The organism is Streptomyces sp. NPDC037290, assembly GCF_055603245.1.
Map to the genome: position 1 here is coordinate 494,474 of NZ_JBVJVZ010000004.1, position 17,130 is coordinate 511,603.

Consider the following 17,130-nt stretch of genomic DNA (forward strand, 5'->3'; position numbering starts at 1 on the left):
TGCCCCCATGGACTACAGCCCGGAAACAGGCGTGCGGCCCATTCTGGTGACCGGTGCCGCGGGCAGCGTCGGGGCCGTCGGCAGGACCGTGGTCCAAGGTCTTCGGCGCCGGGGCCTACCGGTCCGTGCTCTGGTGCGCCGGGATGACGACCGTGCCGAGGCGCTGCGCGCGACGGGCGCCGAAGTCGTGGTCGGGGATCTGACGCGTGCCCGTGATGTCGCCGACGCCCTCGACGGCTGCGGACGGGTGTACTTCGGTATGGCCGTGTCGGCACAGTATCTGCTGGCCGCCGTGACCACAGCGGCGGTCGCGCGCGCCTACGGAGAGCTGGAGGCGTTCGTGAACATGTCGCAGCTGACCGTCTCCGAGATGGACGCCACCAGCACCTCCGAGTCGCATCAGCATCGCCAGCAGTGGCTGGCCGAGCAGGTCCTCGACTGGTCAGGCCTGCCCGTGGTCCAGGTCAGGCCCACCGTTTTCATGGAGAACCCGCTCTTCCAGACCGCGTTTTCCTCGATCGCCGAGGACGGCGCCATCAGGTGGCCCCTCGGCGGGGCGAAGACCTCCCCGATCGCGGCCGGTGACGTTGCCGCGGCCGTCGAGGAGATTCTGGCCGATCCGGCCCGGCACATCGGCCGGATCTATGAGCTGACCGGTCCCCGGTCACAGGACATCGCCGCTCTGACCGCGGAGATTTCCGATGCTCTGCACCGCACGGTCGGCTACACCGATGTCCCCTTGCAGGAATGGCTGGACGACGATCTCGGGGCGCTGGGACTGCCGGACCATGTCTTCCAGCACATCTCCACCATGGCTCGCCTGCACGTGGCCGGCCGTTTTGACCGCCAGGCGGACGGCATGGCCGAGGTCACCGGGCGGTCCGCTGCTGGAGTAGGCGATTTCGTCCGCAAGAACCCCGAGCTGTTCACGCGCTGAAGCCGCTTGCCGGACGATCCGCCGAGGCCGGCCGGGCAGGGCTGCGGCCGGGGCGGATCGGCCACTGGTCACTGCGATCCGTCGAGTGCGGCGACGAGTTGGTCCGTGGTGACGATGGCCCGGGCGTAGGTGGGGCCGTTGAGTTCGTGAGCTGCATGCATCATCTCGGGGCTGAGGGCCGCGGTGGCGTCGCTGACCAGTGTGACGTGGTAGCCGAGCTCCATGGCGAAACGAGCGGTGGCCTCCACACAGGTGTTGGCCAGCACCCCGATCAGAACCACGTGGGTGACACCGTGCTGCTTGAGCTGCATGTCCAGGTCCGTGTTGGCGAACCCGCTCGACCCCCAGTGTTCCTGGACGACGACCTCACCCGGCCGCGGCTGGAGGTCGGGGTGGAACTCCCCGCCCCAGGAACCCCGGGCGAAGTGGTGGAACTGCTGGATCATCCGCTGCGAGGGGGTCGGGTGGTCCCACGTCTCGTAGTCACCCGGCTCCCAGCGGCGGTGCGGCACGAACACCACGCGCACGCCGGTCGCACGGGCCGAGGCGATCACAGAGCGCAGATGGTCCAGCAGACCGACGCTGACGGCCACGGGCTCCAGGCGCGGCCAGACCTTACCGCCCTCCGAGAGGAAGTCGTTGTAGGGGTCGACCAGCAGAACGGCCGTGCGGCGAAGATCATAGGTCTCGGCCATGGTTCCTCCCTGCGCCGGCCCTACCGGGGCGGTTCGGCGCCGGTCTGCTCGCTGACCATGTACTGCGCGTGTGCTTCGCCAGCAGCTCACGCGGCGTGAAGCGGACAGAGAGCGCCATCCGACTCACAGCTGCCTCCCTCCTGCCACTTCCAGTCTCACCACACAGTCGGCGGCACGCGCGCCGACGGCGGCCTGGTCCGATTGCGGGGCGCCGGGCCGCGGCCGAGCATGAGGTTCGGCGAACGTGGGACCTGCACGCGTGCGCGTGCGGGGCATGGTGGCTGTCACGATTCGCCACTACGACGCCTGAGATGTTCCGCCGTCACTGCACGTCACTGAAGTGCGCTCGCCGGGATCGGACAGGGAGCCGTCGCCCCGCGCGGCATCGGCCTGACCGACAAGCCCAGGACCGGACAGGACACCCGCGCCCTGGCTCGCGACATGGTCACTCCGATGGACGTACTCGGCTACCGGCGGTTCGCCGTGGTCGGCCACGACACCGGAATGCCCGTCGCCTACGCGCTGGCCGCGGACCACCCGGAGCGAGTCGCCGACGTCAGAGCGCTATGCCCTCATTGCGTAGATATTCTGTGAGATGTGATCGAGTCTGGACGGCCGCGGGTCCGTGGTAGCCACGGCCGGGGGAGTTTCGTGCGGCTGTCGCCGGTCTTCCTGACCGTCGTCATCGCCAGCCTGGCGTACGCCACTCCACCGGAGATGGCCTTCAGTCGCCTCCTCCCCGCGGCGCCGGCCCTCGCCGCCGCCATGTGGCCGGTGCTCCCCACCGTCCTGCTGGGGACGGTCTGCCTCTTCCTGATGATCGGCCTCAGTCTCGTGTTTCCCGGTCTGGGGACGTGGTGGACCGCTGCGGGGATCATCGCGGTCACCGTGGCGGCCGCGTACGGAAGTCATGTCCGGCTCCAGCGGGAGCGGACCCTCTTTCAGGTGCGGCTCGTCGCCGACGCGGCACAGCAGGTGGTGCTGAGTCCTTTGCCGCGCCGGTTCGGGAGCATCGAGATCGAGTCCCTGTATCTCGCGGCAGCGGCGGAGGCCCGTATCGGCGGGGACTTCTACGAGGTGGTCGACACGCGATACGGGGTCAGGCTGCTCATCGGTGACGTGCGGGGCAAGGGCCTGCCGGCGGTGGGAGCGGCCGCGGCGATCGTCAACGCCTTCCGTGAGGCGGCCTACGGCGAGGCCGACATGGTAGGTGTCGCGCGCCGGCTGGACGCCAGCTGCACCCGTTACAACGCCGCGTTTCCCCCCGAGGGGCGGATGGAGCGCTTCGCCACCGCCCTGCTCGTCGAGATCCCGCACGGGGGCGGGCGTATCGAGATCCTCAACTGCGGCCACCCCCCGCCGCTGCTCCTGAACCGCGGGGAACTGCGTGCGCTCGAACCGACAACGCCCTCGCCGCTGCTCAATCTCGCGGAGCTGATCGGCGATCACTACAACATCGACACCTTCGACTTCGTCCCCGGTGACCTGCTGCTTCTCTATACCGACGGGGTTGCCGAGGCCCGCGCACACGACGGCGAGTTCTTCCCGCTGGCGGCCTGGATGCGCCGCCAGCCCCCGACGTCGCCCGACGAGCTCCTCACGGCCCTTCACCGCGACCTTCTCCACTACAGCAGAGGACTGCTCGACGACGACATCGCCGCCCTCGCCGTGCGTCTGCGTGAACCCTCGGAGTGAGCCCGGCCCGGGCCGCGGACGACGGTGCTGATGCCGAAGCGGACCGGGCCGTTCCAGCCATACTGCGCCGATCTCCTCCTCGCCGAGTGTCCGTCGGTGCCGTGGTGTAAGCGGGCGTGGACGTGATGGGCGCTTCGAGCTCGAAGAGGGTGACCCGGCGTCCGAAGGCATGGCACACCGCTACGGACGAGACGTCGGGTCGGCCGCGGCAAAAGGGGGAAGTCGTGTGTGAGCGCGGTTCGGGTCTGTGTCTGTGCGCTGCTGGTGAAGGCGGGGTGGGGGAGTTGTCGTATCTGGTCCACGCGCGTAGCGGATCCTGCCGAGACTGAGGTTGCCTCGTGTGTGTATCTCCAACCCCCCACGTTCTACGGAGACTTCATGCACCCCGCCGCTTTCGGACTGCCCTTCCACTCTCCTCCCGGGCGGAACCGGCGCCGCCGCAGGCCCTGACCGGGCCTCCCGCACCACCCTCCGGCATCCGGTGCCGAGGGACTGCCGAAGTCCAGCCAGGTCTTCCGGTGCGCGTACGCCCGGCGTGACGCGCGCGCCAAGCGAGTCCGGCGGCTGACGGCGCCGACCGGAGAGAGTCGGCCCGCACGCATGCGGCAGCCGTGCGGGCCGCAGTCGGCATGCCCTGAGCCCCGCCCCGGACCCCCTTCGCGGATTGGCGCCATGTCATCAACATCACCTTCCGCTGATGGCATGTTCATGTCATTCATGGCACCCTCTCTCCCACCGCCGCACGAGTACGACCACATCCACAACCGTCCCGGTCGGCCCCACACCGGCCGGACGTTCCCCCCACAAAAGGAGCTTGTGTGACCTCCCGCGACACACACCGCCGGCGCACCGCTTTGGCCGCGGCCACAGCCGTCGCCGCCACCACGGCACTTCTGAGCACCGCGCTCGCCACCACCACTGCCACCGCCCAGCCCACCACCGGTGCCGGGCGCCTCGCCGCAGCTCCGCTCGCGCTGTCGGCGGCCGCCCGAACGGGACTGATGCAGAAGGCGCAGGCCGACGCGGCCGCGACCGCCCGGCAGATCGGTCTCGGGGCCAAGGAGAAGCTGGTCGTCAAGGACGTCGTGAAGGACGCCGACGGCACCGTCCACACCCGCTACGAGCGCACCTACGCGGGCCTGCCGGTGCTCGGCGGCGACCTCGTCGTCCACACCGCCAAGTCGGGCAGGACCGAGGGCGTCACCAGAGCGACCAAGGCGACCATCAAGGTGGCCTCGCTCAAGCCGCAGCTCACCGCGGCCAGGGCCGAGAAGGCCGCGGTGTCCGCCGCCAGGACCCTCGGCTCCGCCAAGACCTCCGCGGACGGCGCCCGCAAGGTCATCTGGGCCGGCTCCGGCAAGCCCGTCCTCGCCTACGAGACGGTCGTCGGCGGTCTGCAGGACGACGGCACCCCGAACCAGCTGCACGTCATCACCGACGCCGCCACCGGCAAGAAGCTCTTCCAGTACCAGGGCATCGAGACCGGCGTCGGCAACACCCACTACAGCGGCAAGGTGGACCTGTCGACGGCGCAGTCAGGCTCGTCCTACACCCTCACCGACGCCTCGCGCGGTGGGCACAAGACCTACAACCTCGACCACGGAACCTCCGGCAACGGCACGCTGTTCTCGCAGTCCGGCGACACCTGGGGCGACGGCGCCAACTCCAACGCCGCCACCGCGGGCGCGGACGCCCACTACGGAGCCCAGGAGACCTGGGACTTCTACAAGAAGACCTTCGGCCGCAGCGGCATCAAGAACGACGGTGTCGGCGCCTACTCGCGCGTCCACTACGGCGACTCGTACGTGAACGCCTTCTGGGACGACGGCTGCTTCTGCATGACCTACGGCGACGGTGAGGGCAACAACGACCCGCTGACCGCGCTCGACGTGGCCGGGCACGAGATGAGCCACGGCGTCACCTCCAACACCGCCGGTCTGGAGTACAGCGGGGAGTCCGGCGGCCTGAACGAGGCGACCAGCGACATCATGGGCACCGGCGTGGAGTTCTACGCCAACAACAGCTCCGACCCCGGTGACTACCTCATCGGCGAGAAGATCAACATCAACGGCGACGGCAAGCCGCTGCGCTACATGGACAAGCCCAGCAAGGACGGCGGCTCCGCCGACTACTGGTCCTCCAGCGTGGGCGGCCTGGACGTGCACAACTCGTCCGGGGTCGCCAACCACTTCTTCTACCTGCTGTCCGAGGGCAGCGGCGCGAAGACGATCAACGGCGTGAACTACGACTCGCCCACCCAGAACGGCTCCACGGTCACCGGCATCGGCCGGGACAAGGCGCTGCAGATCTGGTACAAGGCGCTGACCACGTACTTCACCTCGACGACCGACTACAAGGGCGCCCGCGCCGGCACCTTGAAGGCGGCATCCGACCTCTACGGTGCCTCGAGCACCGAGTACAAGACGGTCGAGGCGGCCTGGTCCGCGGTCAACGTGAGCTGATCCCTCACGCCGGGGGCGGCAGCCGGGACACAACCCCGGGTGCCGCCCCCGGCACTCGACGTGGCTCAGGGGTGCGGGGCCACGCCCTCGTCGACAGGCAGCGCGACGGGCTCCTCCACCGGCTGTGCGACCGCCTCGGCGGAGACCGCGCCGGCACCGTGTGCTCCACGCGCCCCCCGCGCGGCCGACGCCGGACTCACGCGGCGCAGAGCCAGATGCAGCACGGGCATCAGCACGCAGGTGACCGCGGCGGACTGCCACAGAAGCGCGTCGAGCCGGCCCGCCGCCAGATACACACCCGCGGCCACCGCGGCCACCGCACACACACCGCGGTCCACGATGCTCTCCACCGACAGCAGCGTGGCACGCGGGGCCCCCTTCGGGATGGCGTCGTTGATGAGCTTGCGCTGCACCGGATAGCCGAACCCGGTGATCGCAGCGAACGCGCACAGCAGCCCGACCACGGCCCAGGGGCCGCCGGCAGTGGTACCGGCGAGTGCGGCGGCGAGCGCGACGCTCAGCAGGGATACCCAGGCCGCGGGCGACAACCGCCGGCTCAGCCACTGCGGCCGGGCGGAGGCCACCGCCTCGGCGACCGTCATCGCCGCGAGCACACTGCCGTGACCGCTCTCCGCGATGCCGTGTTCGAGCAGCACCGGCTGGAACAGATTGACCTGGCAGATCCGCGACAGCGTGAAGACCGCCACACCCTGCACCATGAGCAGGGCCAGCCACGGCGAGGACCGGAGGGCGCGCAGGGCGGCGCCCGTGTCCCGCAACAGGGTTCCCCTCCGCCTTCCCCGTGTGCTCGCCCCCGCGTCCGTGTCACCGGCGGCGATCCTCGGCAGGGCGAGGGCACAGCCGAGAGAGCCCGCCGCGCTCGCCGCGCTGAGCACATAAGGCGACTGGTGGGCCACGGACATCAGCGGTCCGACGAGTGGCCAGCAGACGACCTTGGCGGCGAGCCCGAGAGCACGCGCCGTGCCCTCCGCCCTGAGGTAGTGGGCGTCCGCTCCCTCGGCGCGCAAGCCGTCGTACAGGCAGGCGCTCGCCGCGCCGGAGGTCAGGGAGCGCCCGGCGGCGATGGCGAGGAAGTGCACGAGGAAGCCCGGGTACGTGGGCGCCAGCACCGGCACCAGGTTCGCCGCCGTCATGACCACCGCGCCCGCGCGCAGGCAGTTGCGGGCACCGAGGCGGTCGGCGACGACTCCCGTGGGTATCTCGAACAGGCAGAAGGCGACGTAGTAGATGCTCTGGATGCCGAAGATCTGCCCGTCCGACAGGCCCGCGGCGCGCTGGTAGGCGTAGAACACGGGCATCCACCACAACAGGTTGAACAACAGCTGGAACCCGTTGTTGAGGCGGATGATGCGGCGGGCGGCCGGGGTCATGGCCGGATCCGTGGAGCGGCGCCACACAGGGGTCATGGAGCGCCTCACCGCGCGTACGGGCGGACCTGGACCAGATGGAACGCCCCCTCAGCGGTCATGAGCCACTCGATGTCCAGCGCGTCGTCGGGGTCGTCCGCGCTGAAGTGGGACTGCAGCAGACGCCCCACCAGGGCGAGTTCGCCCAGTGACGTGCGCGTGTCCGACGGGAGGTCCTCACCCGACGAGCCGACGTCCACGGTGCGCCCGCCGCCCTCGACCGTGTTGTACAGGTACTGGTGGGGCAGGACCGTGCCGTCGACCACCCGCTCCGGGGAACCGGCGGTGCAGTTGACGTACACGTTGCGGAAGTCCTCCCGCCGGGTCGGATTGCAGGTGACCAGCACACCCCCGAGGTCGGCGGGCACATACCGCTGGATGATCACTCCCATGTAGGTGTCGTCCAGCACGATGCCGGCCTCGTGCCGCAGACGTACGCTCCGTGGCGACAGCAGCGACGTCCACACCTGCCGCACCGCGTCCAGCAACTGTTCCTCGCCGCGCACGGTGGTCACCGAGTCGTAGATCCCGGCCGCCGAGAAACCGGGCAGGTCCTCGGCGTTGGAGGACGAGCGCACCACGAGACGGCGTCCGTCGGCCAGCAGACCCGGCACCGCGCCGGTGACGGCGCGTGACACCTCGTCGGGGATCGGTGTGCTGTGCATCAGGCGCTGCAGGTCCAGACAGAGGGAGTCGATCACGTCGAGCGCTTCGAGTTCGAGCGCCATCTTCAGCTTGCCGATGCCCTGCTGCAGAGCGGCCGACGAGGTCAGGAAGAGATGGTGCAGGCGGAACGGGAGCGCCACCCCCTCGGGTGCCCGGATGGTGGCCGCCACGCGTTCGGCCGCCGCGGCCTGCAGCCGTTCCACGGGCGCTTCCGGCTCGCCGAGCCGCAGGGCCAGGTGGCTGAGCAGATCGGGCCGCGGCGGGCGCGGGCGCGCGTAGAACGCGGTCAGGTCCGCCGTGCGGCTGTCCAGGACATGGTGCAGTTCGCCGAGGTTGGCGGCCTTGGTGCCGTAGCTGTCGCGGTCGGCGCGCCGCAGCCGGTGCAGAGCCATGACCGGCGCCTCGTCCAGCAGGGGTGTGTCGATGCGGATGCGCTGCTGGTGCCAGACCGGCCTCTCCAGGTCCGGGGGGTCGGACAGCCGCTCCAGGGTGATGGCGTCCTCGGACACCCGGTAGCGGACCCATGCGCCGTCCAGGCCGTCTCGCCGCACCAGAGCGTCCAGGTCGCGGACGATGGCGTTCGGGATGCCCCAGCCCGACGCCAGGACGTTGGTGTGCGAAAGCGGTGTCGTGGGTTCGGTGTTGACGAACCCCGCCACCCGGGGCACGTCGTCGGGCAGGCAGGCCATCGCGACGATGTCCGCCCAGCCGAGCTGCGGGGCGGCTGCGCGGAACTCCGCCGGATGGCGGAACCAGCGCAGCCGGCCTTCGGCCACGCCTGGGTTGAGGCAGGTCCGGGTCCGGTTGCCGAACAGCTCCTGGCTGAGGATGCGCGGTACGCGTGCCTCGCTGACCGAGGCGAGTTCGTGCTCCTGCCCGTGGTTCGCCGGTTTCAGCAGCAGGGGGAGGCGTCCGTCCACCCTTGCGCGCACATACTCGTAGAGCTCCTCCAGCAGCGCGGCGTGCATGGTGTCCGCCTCGGTCGTCTCCAGGACCAGGAACGGCCGCTCGGAGCCCTCGGCGTCCTCGTCGCTGTGCAGGGACAGCACCCCGAGCAGGAAGCGGCGGTCGGGCGCCATGTACACGGATGCGTTGAACGCGTCCAGACCCGTGTCGAGTTCGTCCATCCTCATGCCGAGGACGCGCGTGGCGACGTAGTCGACGTGGAAGGGGTGCACCCGGGTGTCGAGCAGGTGCCACGTGTCCTCGGACCTGTCCACCACGATCTTCAGGTACGGGTGTCCGGCGAGCACGCCGGACAGCGCGCGGAACAACGGCAGCGTGAGGTTGGCGCCGACGACGGTACGATCGCCCGCCGTGTCGGGGACGTCGGCCTGGTGCGGTGCGTGGGTCATGGCCGGGCCTCCTCGGGGGCGGCCGTGGGCAGGATGCGCGGCAGCGCGTCGACCAGGGCGGTGAAGTCACGGACGACGGACTGCGGCCGGTCCGCCGACAACAGGCACAGGCCCGCCATGGTGTTGGCCCCGGCGGCAGGCTCGTACACCGGCACGGGGGCCCCGTCGGGCAGGGAGCTCTCGCGGACGACGGACAACGTGCTGCCGGCGCCGACCGGCGCCGACCGGACGACCGCCGAGGCGTCCCACCGATGGCGGCGGGGCCAGGGGGTGCCGTCACCCCGCACGGCGAGGACCACCAGCGACCCGGCCGCGCCCCGGGCGTCCTCGGGCGTCAGCGCCCGTGCGGGCCAGGCGGGTGAGCCGCCGAGCAGCTGGTCGGTGAACATACCGACCAGGTCCAGGCCGAAGACCTCCTCGATCTGCGGCACCGTCATCGCCCCGCCGAACCGCGCGGCCGTCTCGATGACCCACATACGGCCGTTTCTGCCCAGCTTGATCTCCGTGTGGGTGCCGCAGTTCTCCAGCCCCAGGGCATCCACGGCGTGCCGGGCGAGGTCCACGATGGTGTGCTGGGCCTCGCTTCCCACGGCGGCCGGGGTGATACCGGCGCGTTCGGTGAAGGGCGCCACCGTCGGCATCCGCCCGCTCAGGCAGACGGGGCGGAACTCTCCGTCGGCGACCACGCCCTCGACGCTGACGTAGTCACCCCAGCCGGGGCCGTCGAACCACTCCTCGGCACATCCGCTGACGATCTCCTCGACGATGAAGTCCTCCGAGGCGCCGGGAACGTGCAGTTCCGCGAATCCGAGCAGCGCGGAATCGGCCATCACCGCGCGCGACCGCTGCCAGGCGGCCGGCGCGTCCGCGGGCCGCTCGATGATCTGGTGTGCGGTCGAGCCGGCGCTCCAGGCCGCCTTTAAAAGAAGTGGGCATGACAACTCGGTGGTCGCGCGCTCCAGTTCGGCCGCGCCGGTGACGGCGCGGAACCGCGGCTGCGGTATGTCGCGGCGCCTCCACGCGGCGCGCATCAGGCGTTTGTCGCGTGCGAGGACGGCGGCGGGCCCGGCGCCCCTCAGCCCGAGTCGCCGGGACGCCTCGGCGACCGCGACCACCGCGTACTCCGAGAAGGTGAGAACGGCGTCCGCCCCCACCTCGCGGGCCCGGGCGGTGATGAGCTCGACCAGGTCGCCACCGTGGAGGTCGAGGGGTGTGACGACCGACGCGCACAGCCTCGCGGCGTCGTGGGCCACGGGTGCGGGCAGTTCACTGAGGGCCAGTAGGTGCACCGCGGACCTCGCGGCCACCCGCGTCAGGGCATGGCCCACCGGAGGGCCGCCCTTGGCATGCACGTACAGCACCTTGCTCACGGAACTCCAACTCCTTTGTGTCATCGACCACTGGTACGCCGTCTCCCTCAAGCGAACCAGCACCCGCCCGCGTGGGAGGCGCCGGGATTCCCGGAGCACTCAGGCAAATGCCTGACTGCTGCCGCCGATCCGCGCCGGATGGAGGTGCGGTCGTGCGCTAGCGCCGCCGGCACCACGGCACGCAGCGTCTGCCCCGCTCGCATGCCCCATCCCTTACGGGATACGCATGAGGTATCACCCAAAGTGATGTGGTGCAGGGTTGAAGGAGTTGGACGTGGACGAAGCTGATTTCAAGGCGTTGCTCGCGCCTCTCGCGGTGTCGTGGTGGGAAGCCGACAGCGGGCTGAGCGTGGTCGACAGCGGGGGCGCCGCGTTCGACGACCGGCGCGCCACCCGCCGGTTCCTCGAGGCCCTCCACGCGGACGGCGTCGGCCCGTCCAGCTGCGGCCCCTACCGCACGTGTTTCGAGGGCAGAACCTTCCACGTCCACTGGCCGGAACCCGGCGGCGGGCCGGGACGGCACGGCAGCAGGGGAGTGGCGATCGAGGTGGCCGACCGGCCGGACGACGACCCGTACGCCACGTTCGCCGACCTCGCCCCGGCCGCGGCGTTCGTGCGCGACGCCACGGGCCGATACCTGTGGGCCAACCACGCCTATGCCCATCTGTACGGCACCACGCGCGACGCCGTGATCGGCCGTCACCTCGCCGACGTCGACGAAGCCGGTGACATCACCCGGTTCCTCGCCCTCGACCAAGAGGTCCTGACGCGCGGCCGGCCGGTACGGCACACCCTCACCTACCGGCGCGTCGACGGTTTACCGGGCCGTGCGGCGGGCTACCGCTTCCCCGTCCGCTGGGGCGCGGCCCGCTGTGTCGCGGGCATCTACGTCGACGTCACCGACTACACCCGGGTGCTGGACCAACGACACCGGGCCGAGGCCGACTTACAGGCCCTGCGCGACCGCAGCGGACTGCTCTGCGTCCGCCTGACCCCGGACGGCCGGGTCAGCGAGGCCGGCACCGCGGTCGCCGATGTCCTGCGCATCCGGCTCTCCGACCTGCTGGGCCTGCCGGCCGACGCCTTGCTCGCCAGGACACCCGAACGAACCGCCCTGCACCGGATCTGGGACGACCTGATCAGCGGCCGGCGCCGAAGCGCCCGCGCCTGTGCCGTACTCGTCGACCGGGACGGCTGGCGGCGCCGGGCCCGAATCCATCTGAGCGCCGTGGGCGGTACGACACCCGGTGTGTCCGGTGTATGGGCCGTCGGCACTCACCTCGGCCTGCGCCATCAGGCCCGGCCGGACCTGACGGCCGCCCAGGTCCGCATACTCGCCCTGCTGGCGGCCGGGCACAGCAACGCGGACATCGCAGGGACACTGCGCCTGTCCCGGCAGACGCTGGACTACCACCTGAGCCGCCTGCGCGCCCTGCTCGACGCCGCCACCCGCCCGGCGCTGGTCGCCCGAGCCTACGTGCTCGGCATCCTCTCCTCACAGACCTGGCCGCCCCGCTCCTCGGCGGCGGCGAACCCCGCAAGCCCGGTCTGAACTCGGTGACCGCCGCGCGGACGAAGCGCTCGCGCCTCCCGCCTGCGCTCAACCGGGACATGGCAGGGGGCCGGTGATCAACGGCCGGCCTTGTCCGGGGCCGGGACTTCGGCCGGCGCGTTCTCCGGGCGCGGCCGACGCGGGATGCCCAGGCCGCACAGCGCGCCGCCCAGGACCACCGCGACGCCGACCCACACCGCGGGGTGCAGCCCGTCGATGAACTGCTGCGGGCCCTGCGTGCTGCCGTGCGCCACGAACACCGTGCTGAGTACGGCGATGCCGAGCGCGCCGCCGATCTCCCGGACCGTGGTGTTGGCGCCGGACGCCTTGCCGGCGTGCTCGCGGCTCACCGAGGCCAGGACGACCGCGGCGGTGGGAGCGAACACGAAACCCATCCCGATGCCGGCCACGATCATCGGGCCGACCAGGGCGGAGTACGGTGTGTCGGTGTCCGCGACCAGGTTGATCCAGCCGAGGCCCACGCCCTGCAGGAAGAGGCCGAGGGCCATGAGGCGGCCGCCGCCCACCTTGTCGGTGAGGACGCCCGCGACGGGGGCCACGAACATCGGCATCAGGGTCCAGGCCAGCGTGCGCACCCCGGCCTCCAGCGGCGTGCGCGGGGGCACGATCTGCAGGTACTGGGCCAGGAGGAACAGGGAGCCGAAGACCCCGAAGTGCATGGCCGCGGAGACGATGTTGGTGAGGGTGAAGGCACGGACGCGGTAGAAGGACAGCGGCAGCATCGGCTCGGAGACCCGGGACTCCCAGAGGACGAACGCGGCGAGGAGTATCGCGCCGCCGACGAACGCGCCCAGCACCTTCGACGACGTCCAGCCGTCCGTGTCGCCGTGCACGATGCCCCGGACGACCGCGCACAGCCCGGCGGCGGCCAGCAGCATGCCGACCAGGTCCAGACGGACGCCGGGCAGTGAACTCTCGCGCAACGTCAGGAGGATGAGCGGCAGCGCCACGACACCCACCGGCACGTTGATCCAGAAGATCCACCGCCAGTCCAGTCCGTCGACCACCGCACCGCCCACCACCGGGCCCATCGCGACGGCCAGTCCGCTGACTCCCGACCACAGGCCCAGGGCGAGCCCGCGCAGCCGGTCCGGCACCGCCTGGGCCAGCAGGGTCAGCGAGAGGGGCATCACGGCCGCGGCACCGAAGCCCTGGACCGTACGGAACATGATCAGCTGGGCGCTCGTGTCGGCCAGCCCGCAGCCCGCGGAGGCCAGCGTGAAGATCGCGATGCCGAGCAGGAACACACGGCGCCGGCCGAACCGGTCACCGAGCGCCGCGCCTGTCATCAGCAGGCAGGCGAAGCTCAGGACATAGGCGTTGACGAACCACTGCAACTGCTGCGTGGTCGCCTTGAGGTCCACGGCCAGGGTGTGCAGGGCCGTCGAGACGACGAGGTTGTCGAGCGCGACCATGAACATGGGCACGCTGCACGCGACGATGGCGAGCCACAGCGGCACCCGCCGGCCCGGCCCTGCCGGGGCGGGGGCGACCGGGTCGTCCAGGACCGGGTTTTCTTCGGACAGCGTCATGGCGGGGGAGTCTCCTCGGCGAAGTGCTGGGGGTGTCCAGGAAGAGCGGGTGCGCAGGTCAGGCGGCGCCCTGGTCGGCGTCCGCGCGCTCCTGCCCGGCGAGGCGGCGGCGGGCGTCCGACCAGTCGATCGGGAGGTGGGAGGCGGGCACCTGCCAGAACGTGAAGACCGAGTGGCTCATGGTGGACCGCAGGCCGTTCATGATCGCGCGGTGCGGTTCGGTGCGCGCGTAGGTGTACAGGGCCTGCCGGTCCTCCCATGCCGACAGGGTCCAGAACGTGCGCCCCAGCGGTTCGGCGACCAGTGAGGCGCCAAACGCGCCGGGCGCGCCGGTGACCTGCCTCCACGCGGTGAGCGAGCGCAGGAAGAAGCGCGGTACGTCGGTGAGGGAGCGGACCTCCAGGCGGGACGCCATGACGAACGCCTCGGCGCCCGGCGCGGGCTTGTTGACGGTGGTCCAACGCAGGGTGGGCATGGCTGCCGCCTTCTCGGGTCGGAGGCAGGGCGAGGGAGAGGGCCCCAAATTGGATACCTCTACTATCTATGTTAGACAGTAGGGGTATCCAGTTTCCAGAGCGGGGGCGAACCGATGCGCATCTCCGAACTGAGCCGCCGCAGTGGCGTCTCCGTCACGACGATCAAGTACTACCTCCGTGAGGGCCTGCTCCCGCCCGGGCGGCAGACGGCGGCGACCCAGGCCGAGTACGACGACCACCATCTGCGCCGGCTCCGCCTGATCCGCGCGCTGACCGGCGTCCGCGGGCTGTCCGTGAGCACCGCCCGGGAGCTGCTGGACGCCCTCGCCGAGCACACTGGCGACACCCACCGCACGCTGGGCCTCGCCCTGGGCGCCATCCGGCTCGCCGAGGAACCCGCCGCGCAGGCTCCGGAGGCCGCCGAAGTCGACTCGCTCGTCGAGGAGCTGGGCTGGGACGTGCACGAGAAGGCCCCCGCGCGCGCCACGCTCGCCGAGACCCTGGCCTCGCTGCGCGCGCTCGGAGTCCCGCTGGACCATCGCGCACTGCTGCCCTACGCACGGCTCGCGGAGCGCACCGCGGTCCTCGACCTCGACCAACTGGACGGTATCGACGACCCGTTGGAGCTGGCCGAGCGCGCGCTGCTGCTGACCGTGCTCCTCGAGCCCGCGCTGATGGCGCTGCGGCGCATGGCCCAGGAGAACGAGTCGGCACGGCGTCACGCGGGCGCCGACGGCTGACGCGCGCCGTCAGCCGTGCAGCTCTCGCAGCAGCTGCGCCGCGGCCTCCCGCCCCGAGGAGAACGCGGCCTCGTGGGAGCCGAATGTGCGGATGACCGAGTCCTCACGGATGTCCAGCGGACAGTCGAGCGTGACGAAGTAGTCGGTCTGCGACTCGAAGCCGTGGAGCTTGTTCATGTAGTACGCCACACACGTGCGCGGCCGCCCGTCCACCATCACCTTGCCGTAGTTCCACGCCTCCCCGCGGACCGCATCGAACCCTCAGCGGCCTCCTGGGCCGCAGGCGGTGAGCAGGGCGTGTACGGCGGTGCGCACCTGGGCGGCGACCGCATCGGGCGTGGACGCGTCGAGCTTCCCGTCGAGGTGCAGGAACGCCAGGCCGTGGACGAGGGCCCAGACGGCGGTCGCCAGGGCGTGGGGGCCGGTGGCGTCGGGGAAGGCGTTCCGGACCAGAGCGGTGACGTACTCGGTGACGGCGGCGGTGGCGTCGGCGCGGTCGTCGCTTTCGGGGTCGCAGGGTTCCGCGAACATCACCCGGAACAGTGCCGGGTGTTCGAGAGCGAACCTGACGTAGGCGAGGGCGACGACGGCGAGGTCGTCGGGCGCGGCGGGTGAGGGGTGCGCAGCGGTCAGGTGCCCGGCGAGTTCGCGGTAGCCCTCCGTGGCGACCGCCGAGACGAGCGCGTCCCGGTCGGCGTAGTGGCGGTAGGGAGCCGTGGGGGAGACACCGGCGCGTCGTGCCACCGCCCGGAGCGAGAGTCCACCACTGCCGCTCTCCTCCAGCAGCTCCCGCGCGGCGCGCAGGCACGCGGCCCGAAGGTCGCCGTGATGGTACGGGCCACTGGACTTGGGCATGGGGCACCTCGAAAGTTGACGCTGCTTACATTGTCGCCCTAATGTGAGCGGTGTACACATTGTATCGGTGGAAGGGAGGTCCCGGGGTGTCGACAGAGCTGTTCTCGCCGCTGTTGCTTCGGTCCGGGTCGGTGTTGGGCAACCGGATCGCGAAGGCGGCCATGGAGGAAGGTATGGCCGGGGCCGGTCAGGCGCCGGACGAGCGGCTGTGGTCCCTGTACCGGCGCTGGGGTTCGGGCGGAGCCGGCCTGCTGATCACCGGCAACGTCATGGTGCACGCCGAGGCGCTCACCGGCCCGGGAGGCATCGTCCTCGACGCCGCCGCACCGCTGGAGCCGTTCGTCGCATGGGCGAAGGCCGGCAAGGCCGGCGGCGCTGCGATGTGGATGCAGATCAACCACCCCGGCCGCCAGGTGCAGGCCGGCATGCCCGGCGTGGTGTGGGGGCCGTCCGCGGTCGGCGTGGATCTGGGCAGGCACAGCAGCCGGTTCGGCCGCCCGACCGCCATGACGCCGGAGCAGATCAAGGCCACCGTGGAGCGGTTCGCGGTGACCGCGGCGCGCGCCGAGGAGGCGGGCTTCGACGGGGTGGAGATCCACGCCGCACACGGCTACCTGCTGTCGCAGTTCCTGTCCCCGCTCGTCAACAGACGCACCGACGAGTGGGGCGGCTCCCTCGCGAACCGGGCCCGGATGCTGCTCGATGTCGTACGGGCGGTGCGCGCCGCGGTGTCCGCGTCGTTCGCGGTCGCGGTGAAGCTCAACTCCGCCGACTTCCAGCGCGGCGGGTTCGACGTCGACGACGCCCGGCAGGTGATCGCGATGCTCGAACCGCTCGGCGTCGACCTGGTCGAGCTGTCCGGCGGCAGCTACGAGAGCCTGGCGATGTCCGGCCGCCCCGCGGACACGCGCACCCAGGCCCGCGAGGCCTACTTCCTCGACATGGCGACGGAGCTGGTCGCCACCAGCCCGGTCCCGCTCATGCTGACCGGTGGCATCACACGGCGGGAGACCGCCGAGCGGGTGTTCGCGGGCGGGGTCGCGCTTGTCGGCATCGGCACGGCGCTGGCCGCCACGCCGGACCTTCCCGATCGCTGGCGGCAGGGCCGGGAGGCCGACGGACGGCTGCGACCGGTGACCTGGCCGGACAAGCTCCTCGCCTCGGCAGCCGGCATGGCGCTGGTCCGCCACCAGATGCGCCGGATGGCCCGCGGAGCGGAACCCGCGCTGGGCACCCGCCCGGTGGTCGCGCTGATCTCCGACCACCTGGTACGGCGGCGTGCGCTGCGCCGCTACCGCTCGTGGCTGCCCGCGTCCGTCCCGAGCTGACCGGTGAGGGCGGCGGATC

The 17,130-nt window shown here is 71.2% G+C and carries 15 protein-coding genes; 7 read left to right on the forward strand and 8 right to left on the reverse strand.

The window, feature by feature from the left end; translation table 11 throughout:
- Positions 1 to 7: 7 nt before the first annotated feature.
- Complete coding sequence (locus ACZ7HQ_RS17240; RefSeq protein WP_470990202.1) at positions 8 to 937, forward strand: NAD(P)H-binding protein; 930 nt, start codon at positions 8 to 10, stop codon at positions 935 to 937.
- Positions 938 to 1,005: 68 nt separating this feature from the next.
- On the opposite strand, the gene ACZ7HQ_RS17245 is transcribed toward ACZ7HQ_RS17240, so the two are convergent.
- Positions 1,006 to 1,632, reverse strand: a complete 627-nt coding sequence (locus ACZ7HQ_RS17245) for a cysteine hydrolase family protein (protein WP_470990204.1) — start codon at positions 1,630 to 1,632, stop codon at positions 1,006 to 1,008.
- Between the two features lie 384 nt (positions 1,633 to 2,016).
- Here ACZ7HQ_RS17245 and ACZ7HQ_RS17250 point away from each other — a divergent pair, with 384 nt between their 5' ends.
- The 3 genes from ACZ7HQ_RS17250 to ACZ7HQ_RS17260 all read left to right on the forward strand — a co-directional run bounded on the left by ACZ7HQ_RS17250 (position 2,017) and on the right by ACZ7HQ_RS17260 (position 5,789).
- Complete coding sequence (locus tag ACZ7HQ_RS17250) at positions 2,017 to 2,226, forward strand: alpha/beta fold hydrolase (protein ID WP_470990703.1); 210 nt, start codon at positions 2,017 to 2,019, stop codon at positions 2,224 to 2,226.
- A gap of 57 nt (positions 2,227 to 2,283) precedes the next feature.
- A complete protein-coding gene (locus tag ACZ7HQ_RS17255) occupies positions 2,284 to 3,327 on the forward strand; it encodes a PP2C family protein-serine/threonine phosphatase (protein ID WP_470990206.1) in 1,044 nt (347 codons plus the stop codon).
- 818 nt (positions 3,328 to 4,145) lie between these two features.
- The gene (locus ACZ7HQ_RS17260; RefSeq protein WP_470990208.1) at positions 4,146 to 5,789 is read left to right on the forward strand and encodes a M4 family metallopeptidase; all 1,644 of its coding nucleotides are present in this window, start codon (positions 4,146 to 4,148) and stop codon (positions 5,787 to 5,789) included.
- A 65-nt stretch (positions 5,790 to 5,854) separates the two neighbouring features.
- Here the strand turns inward: ACZ7HQ_RS17260 and ACZ7HQ_RS17265 are convergent, their stop codons facing one another.
- The 3 genes from ACZ7HQ_RS17265 to ACZ7HQ_RS17275 are packed head-to-tail and all read right to left on the reverse strand — an operon-like array spanning position 5,855 to position 10,607.
- Positions 5,855 to 7,216 carry an MFS transporter gene (locus ACZ7HQ_RS17265; RefSeq protein ID WP_470990210.1) on the reverse strand — a complete coding sequence of 454 codons (1,362 nt, stop codon included), beginning with the start codon at positions 7,214 to 7,216 and terminating at the stop codon, positions 5,855 to 5,857.
- Between the two features lie 8 nt (positions 7,217 to 7,224).
- The gene (locus tag ACZ7HQ_RS17270; RefSeq protein ID WP_470990212.1) at positions 7,225 to 9,237 is read right to left on the reverse strand and encodes a PEP/pyruvate-binding domain-containing protein; all 2,013 of its coding nucleotides are present in this window, start codon (positions 9,235 to 9,237) and stop codon (positions 7,225 to 7,227) included.
- A complete protein-coding gene (locus tag ACZ7HQ_RS17275; protein ID WP_470990214.1) occupies positions 9,234 to 10,607 on the reverse strand; it encodes an ATP-grasp domain-containing protein in 1,374 nt (457 codons plus the stop codon). Before ACZ7HQ_RS17275 ends, ACZ7HQ_RS17270 begins: the two co-directional genes overlap by 4 nt.
- A gap of 274 nt (positions 10,608 to 10,881) precedes the next feature.
- Here ACZ7HQ_RS17275 and ACZ7HQ_RS17280 point away from each other — a divergent pair, with 274 nt between their 5' ends.
- Positions 10,882 to 12,159 (forward strand): PAS domain-containing protein, encoded by a 1,278-nt coding sequence (locus ACZ7HQ_RS17280; protein ID WP_470990216.1) that lies wholly within the window; start codon positions 10,882 to 10,884, stop codon positions 12,157 to 12,159.
- Between the two features lie 77 nt (positions 12,160 to 12,236).
- On the opposite strand, the gene ACZ7HQ_RS17285 is transcribed toward ACZ7HQ_RS17280, so the two are convergent.
- Entirely contained in the window at positions 12,237 to 13,712 is a 1,476-nt protein-coding gene (locus ACZ7HQ_RS17285) for an MFS transporter (protein ID WP_470990218.1), read from the reverse strand.
- A 58-nt stretch (positions 13,713 to 13,770) separates the two neighbouring features.
- A complete protein-coding gene (locus ACZ7HQ_RS17290) occupies positions 13,771 to 14,187 on the reverse strand; it encodes a DUF3291 domain-containing protein (RefSeq protein WP_470990220.1) in 417 nt (138 codons plus the stop codon).
- A 114-nt stretch (positions 14,188 to 14,301) separates the two neighbouring features.
- Between ACZ7HQ_RS17290 and ACZ7HQ_RS17295 the strand changes: the two genes are divergently transcribed.
- Positions 14,302 to 14,928 carry a MerR family transcriptional regulator gene (locus ACZ7HQ_RS17295; protein ID WP_470990222.1) on the forward strand — a complete coding sequence of 209 codons (627 nt, stop codon included), beginning with the start codon at positions 14,302 to 14,304 and terminating at the stop codon, positions 14,926 to 14,928.
- A 9-nt stretch (positions 14,929 to 14,937) separates the two neighbouring features.
- Here ACZ7HQ_RS17295 and ACZ7HQ_RS17300 read toward each other — a convergent pair whose 3' ends face one another.
- Both ACZ7HQ_RS17300 and ACZ7HQ_RS17305 read right to left on the reverse strand, forming a co-directional pair.
- Positions 14,938 to 15,144 carry a hypothetical protein gene (locus ACZ7HQ_RS17300; protein WP_470990224.1) on the reverse strand — a complete coding sequence of 69 codons (207 nt, stop codon included), beginning with the start codon at positions 15,142 to 15,144 and terminating at the stop codon, positions 14,938 to 14,940.
- A gap of 45 nt (positions 15,145 to 15,189) precedes the next feature.
- The gene (locus tag ACZ7HQ_RS17305; protein WP_470990226.1) at positions 15,190 to 15,783 is read right to left on the reverse strand and encodes a TetR/AcrR family transcriptional regulator; all 594 of its coding nucleotides are present in this window, start codon (positions 15,781 to 15,783) and stop codon (positions 15,190 to 15,192) included.
- A gap of 86 nt (positions 15,784 to 15,869) precedes the next feature.
- Between ACZ7HQ_RS17305 and ACZ7HQ_RS17310 the strand changes: the two genes are divergently transcribed.
- A complete protein-coding gene (locus ACZ7HQ_RS17310) occupies positions 15,870 to 17,111 on the forward strand; it encodes an NADH:flavin oxidoreductase/NADH oxidase family protein (protein WP_470990228.1) in 1,242 nt (413 codons plus the stop codon).
- Positions 17,112 to 17,130: the final 19 nt, after the last annotated feature.

What these genes read in the sequence shown, in the direction of transcription:
- ACZ7HQ_RS17295 (WP_470990222.1), top strand. Translation starts at nt 14,302, where the DNA reads ATGCGCATCTCCGAACTGAGCCGCCGCAGTGGCGTCTCCGTCACGACG.
- ACZ7HQ_RS17300 (WP_470990224.1), bottom strand. Translation starts at nt 15,144, where the DNA reads ATGGTGGACGGGCGGCCGCGCACGTGTGTGGCGTACTACATGAACAAG.
- ACZ7HQ_RS17265 (WP_470990210.1), bottom strand. Translation starts at nt 7,216, where the DNA reads ATGACCCCTGTGTGGCGCCGCTCCACGGATCCGGCCATGACCCCGGCC.
- ACZ7HQ_RS17305 (WP_470990226.1), bottom strand. Translation starts at nt 15,783, where the DNA reads ATGCCCAAGTCCAGTGGCCCGTACCATCACGGCGACCTTCGGGCCGCG.
- ACZ7HQ_RS17240 (WP_470990202.1), top strand. Translation starts at nt 8, where the DNA reads ATGGACTACAGCCCGGAAACAGGCGTGCGGCCCATTCTGGTGACCGGT.
- ACZ7HQ_RS17270 (WP_470990212.1), bottom strand. Translation starts at nt 9,237, where the DNA reads ATGACCCACGCACCGCACCAGGCCGACGTCCCCGACACGGCGGGCGAT.
- ACZ7HQ_RS17290 (WP_470990220.1), bottom strand. Translation starts at nt 14,187, where the DNA reads ATGCCCACCCTGCGTTGGACCACCGTCAACAAGCCCGCGCCGGGCGCC.
- ACZ7HQ_RS17285 (WP_470990218.1), bottom strand. Translation starts at nt 13,712, where the DNA reads ATGACGCTGTCCGAAGAAAACCCGGTCCTGGACGACCCGGTCGCCCCC.
- ACZ7HQ_RS17245 (WP_470990204.1), bottom strand. Translation starts at nt 1,632, where the DNA reads ATGGCCGAGACCTATGATCTTCGCCGCACGGCCGTTCTGCTGGTCGAC.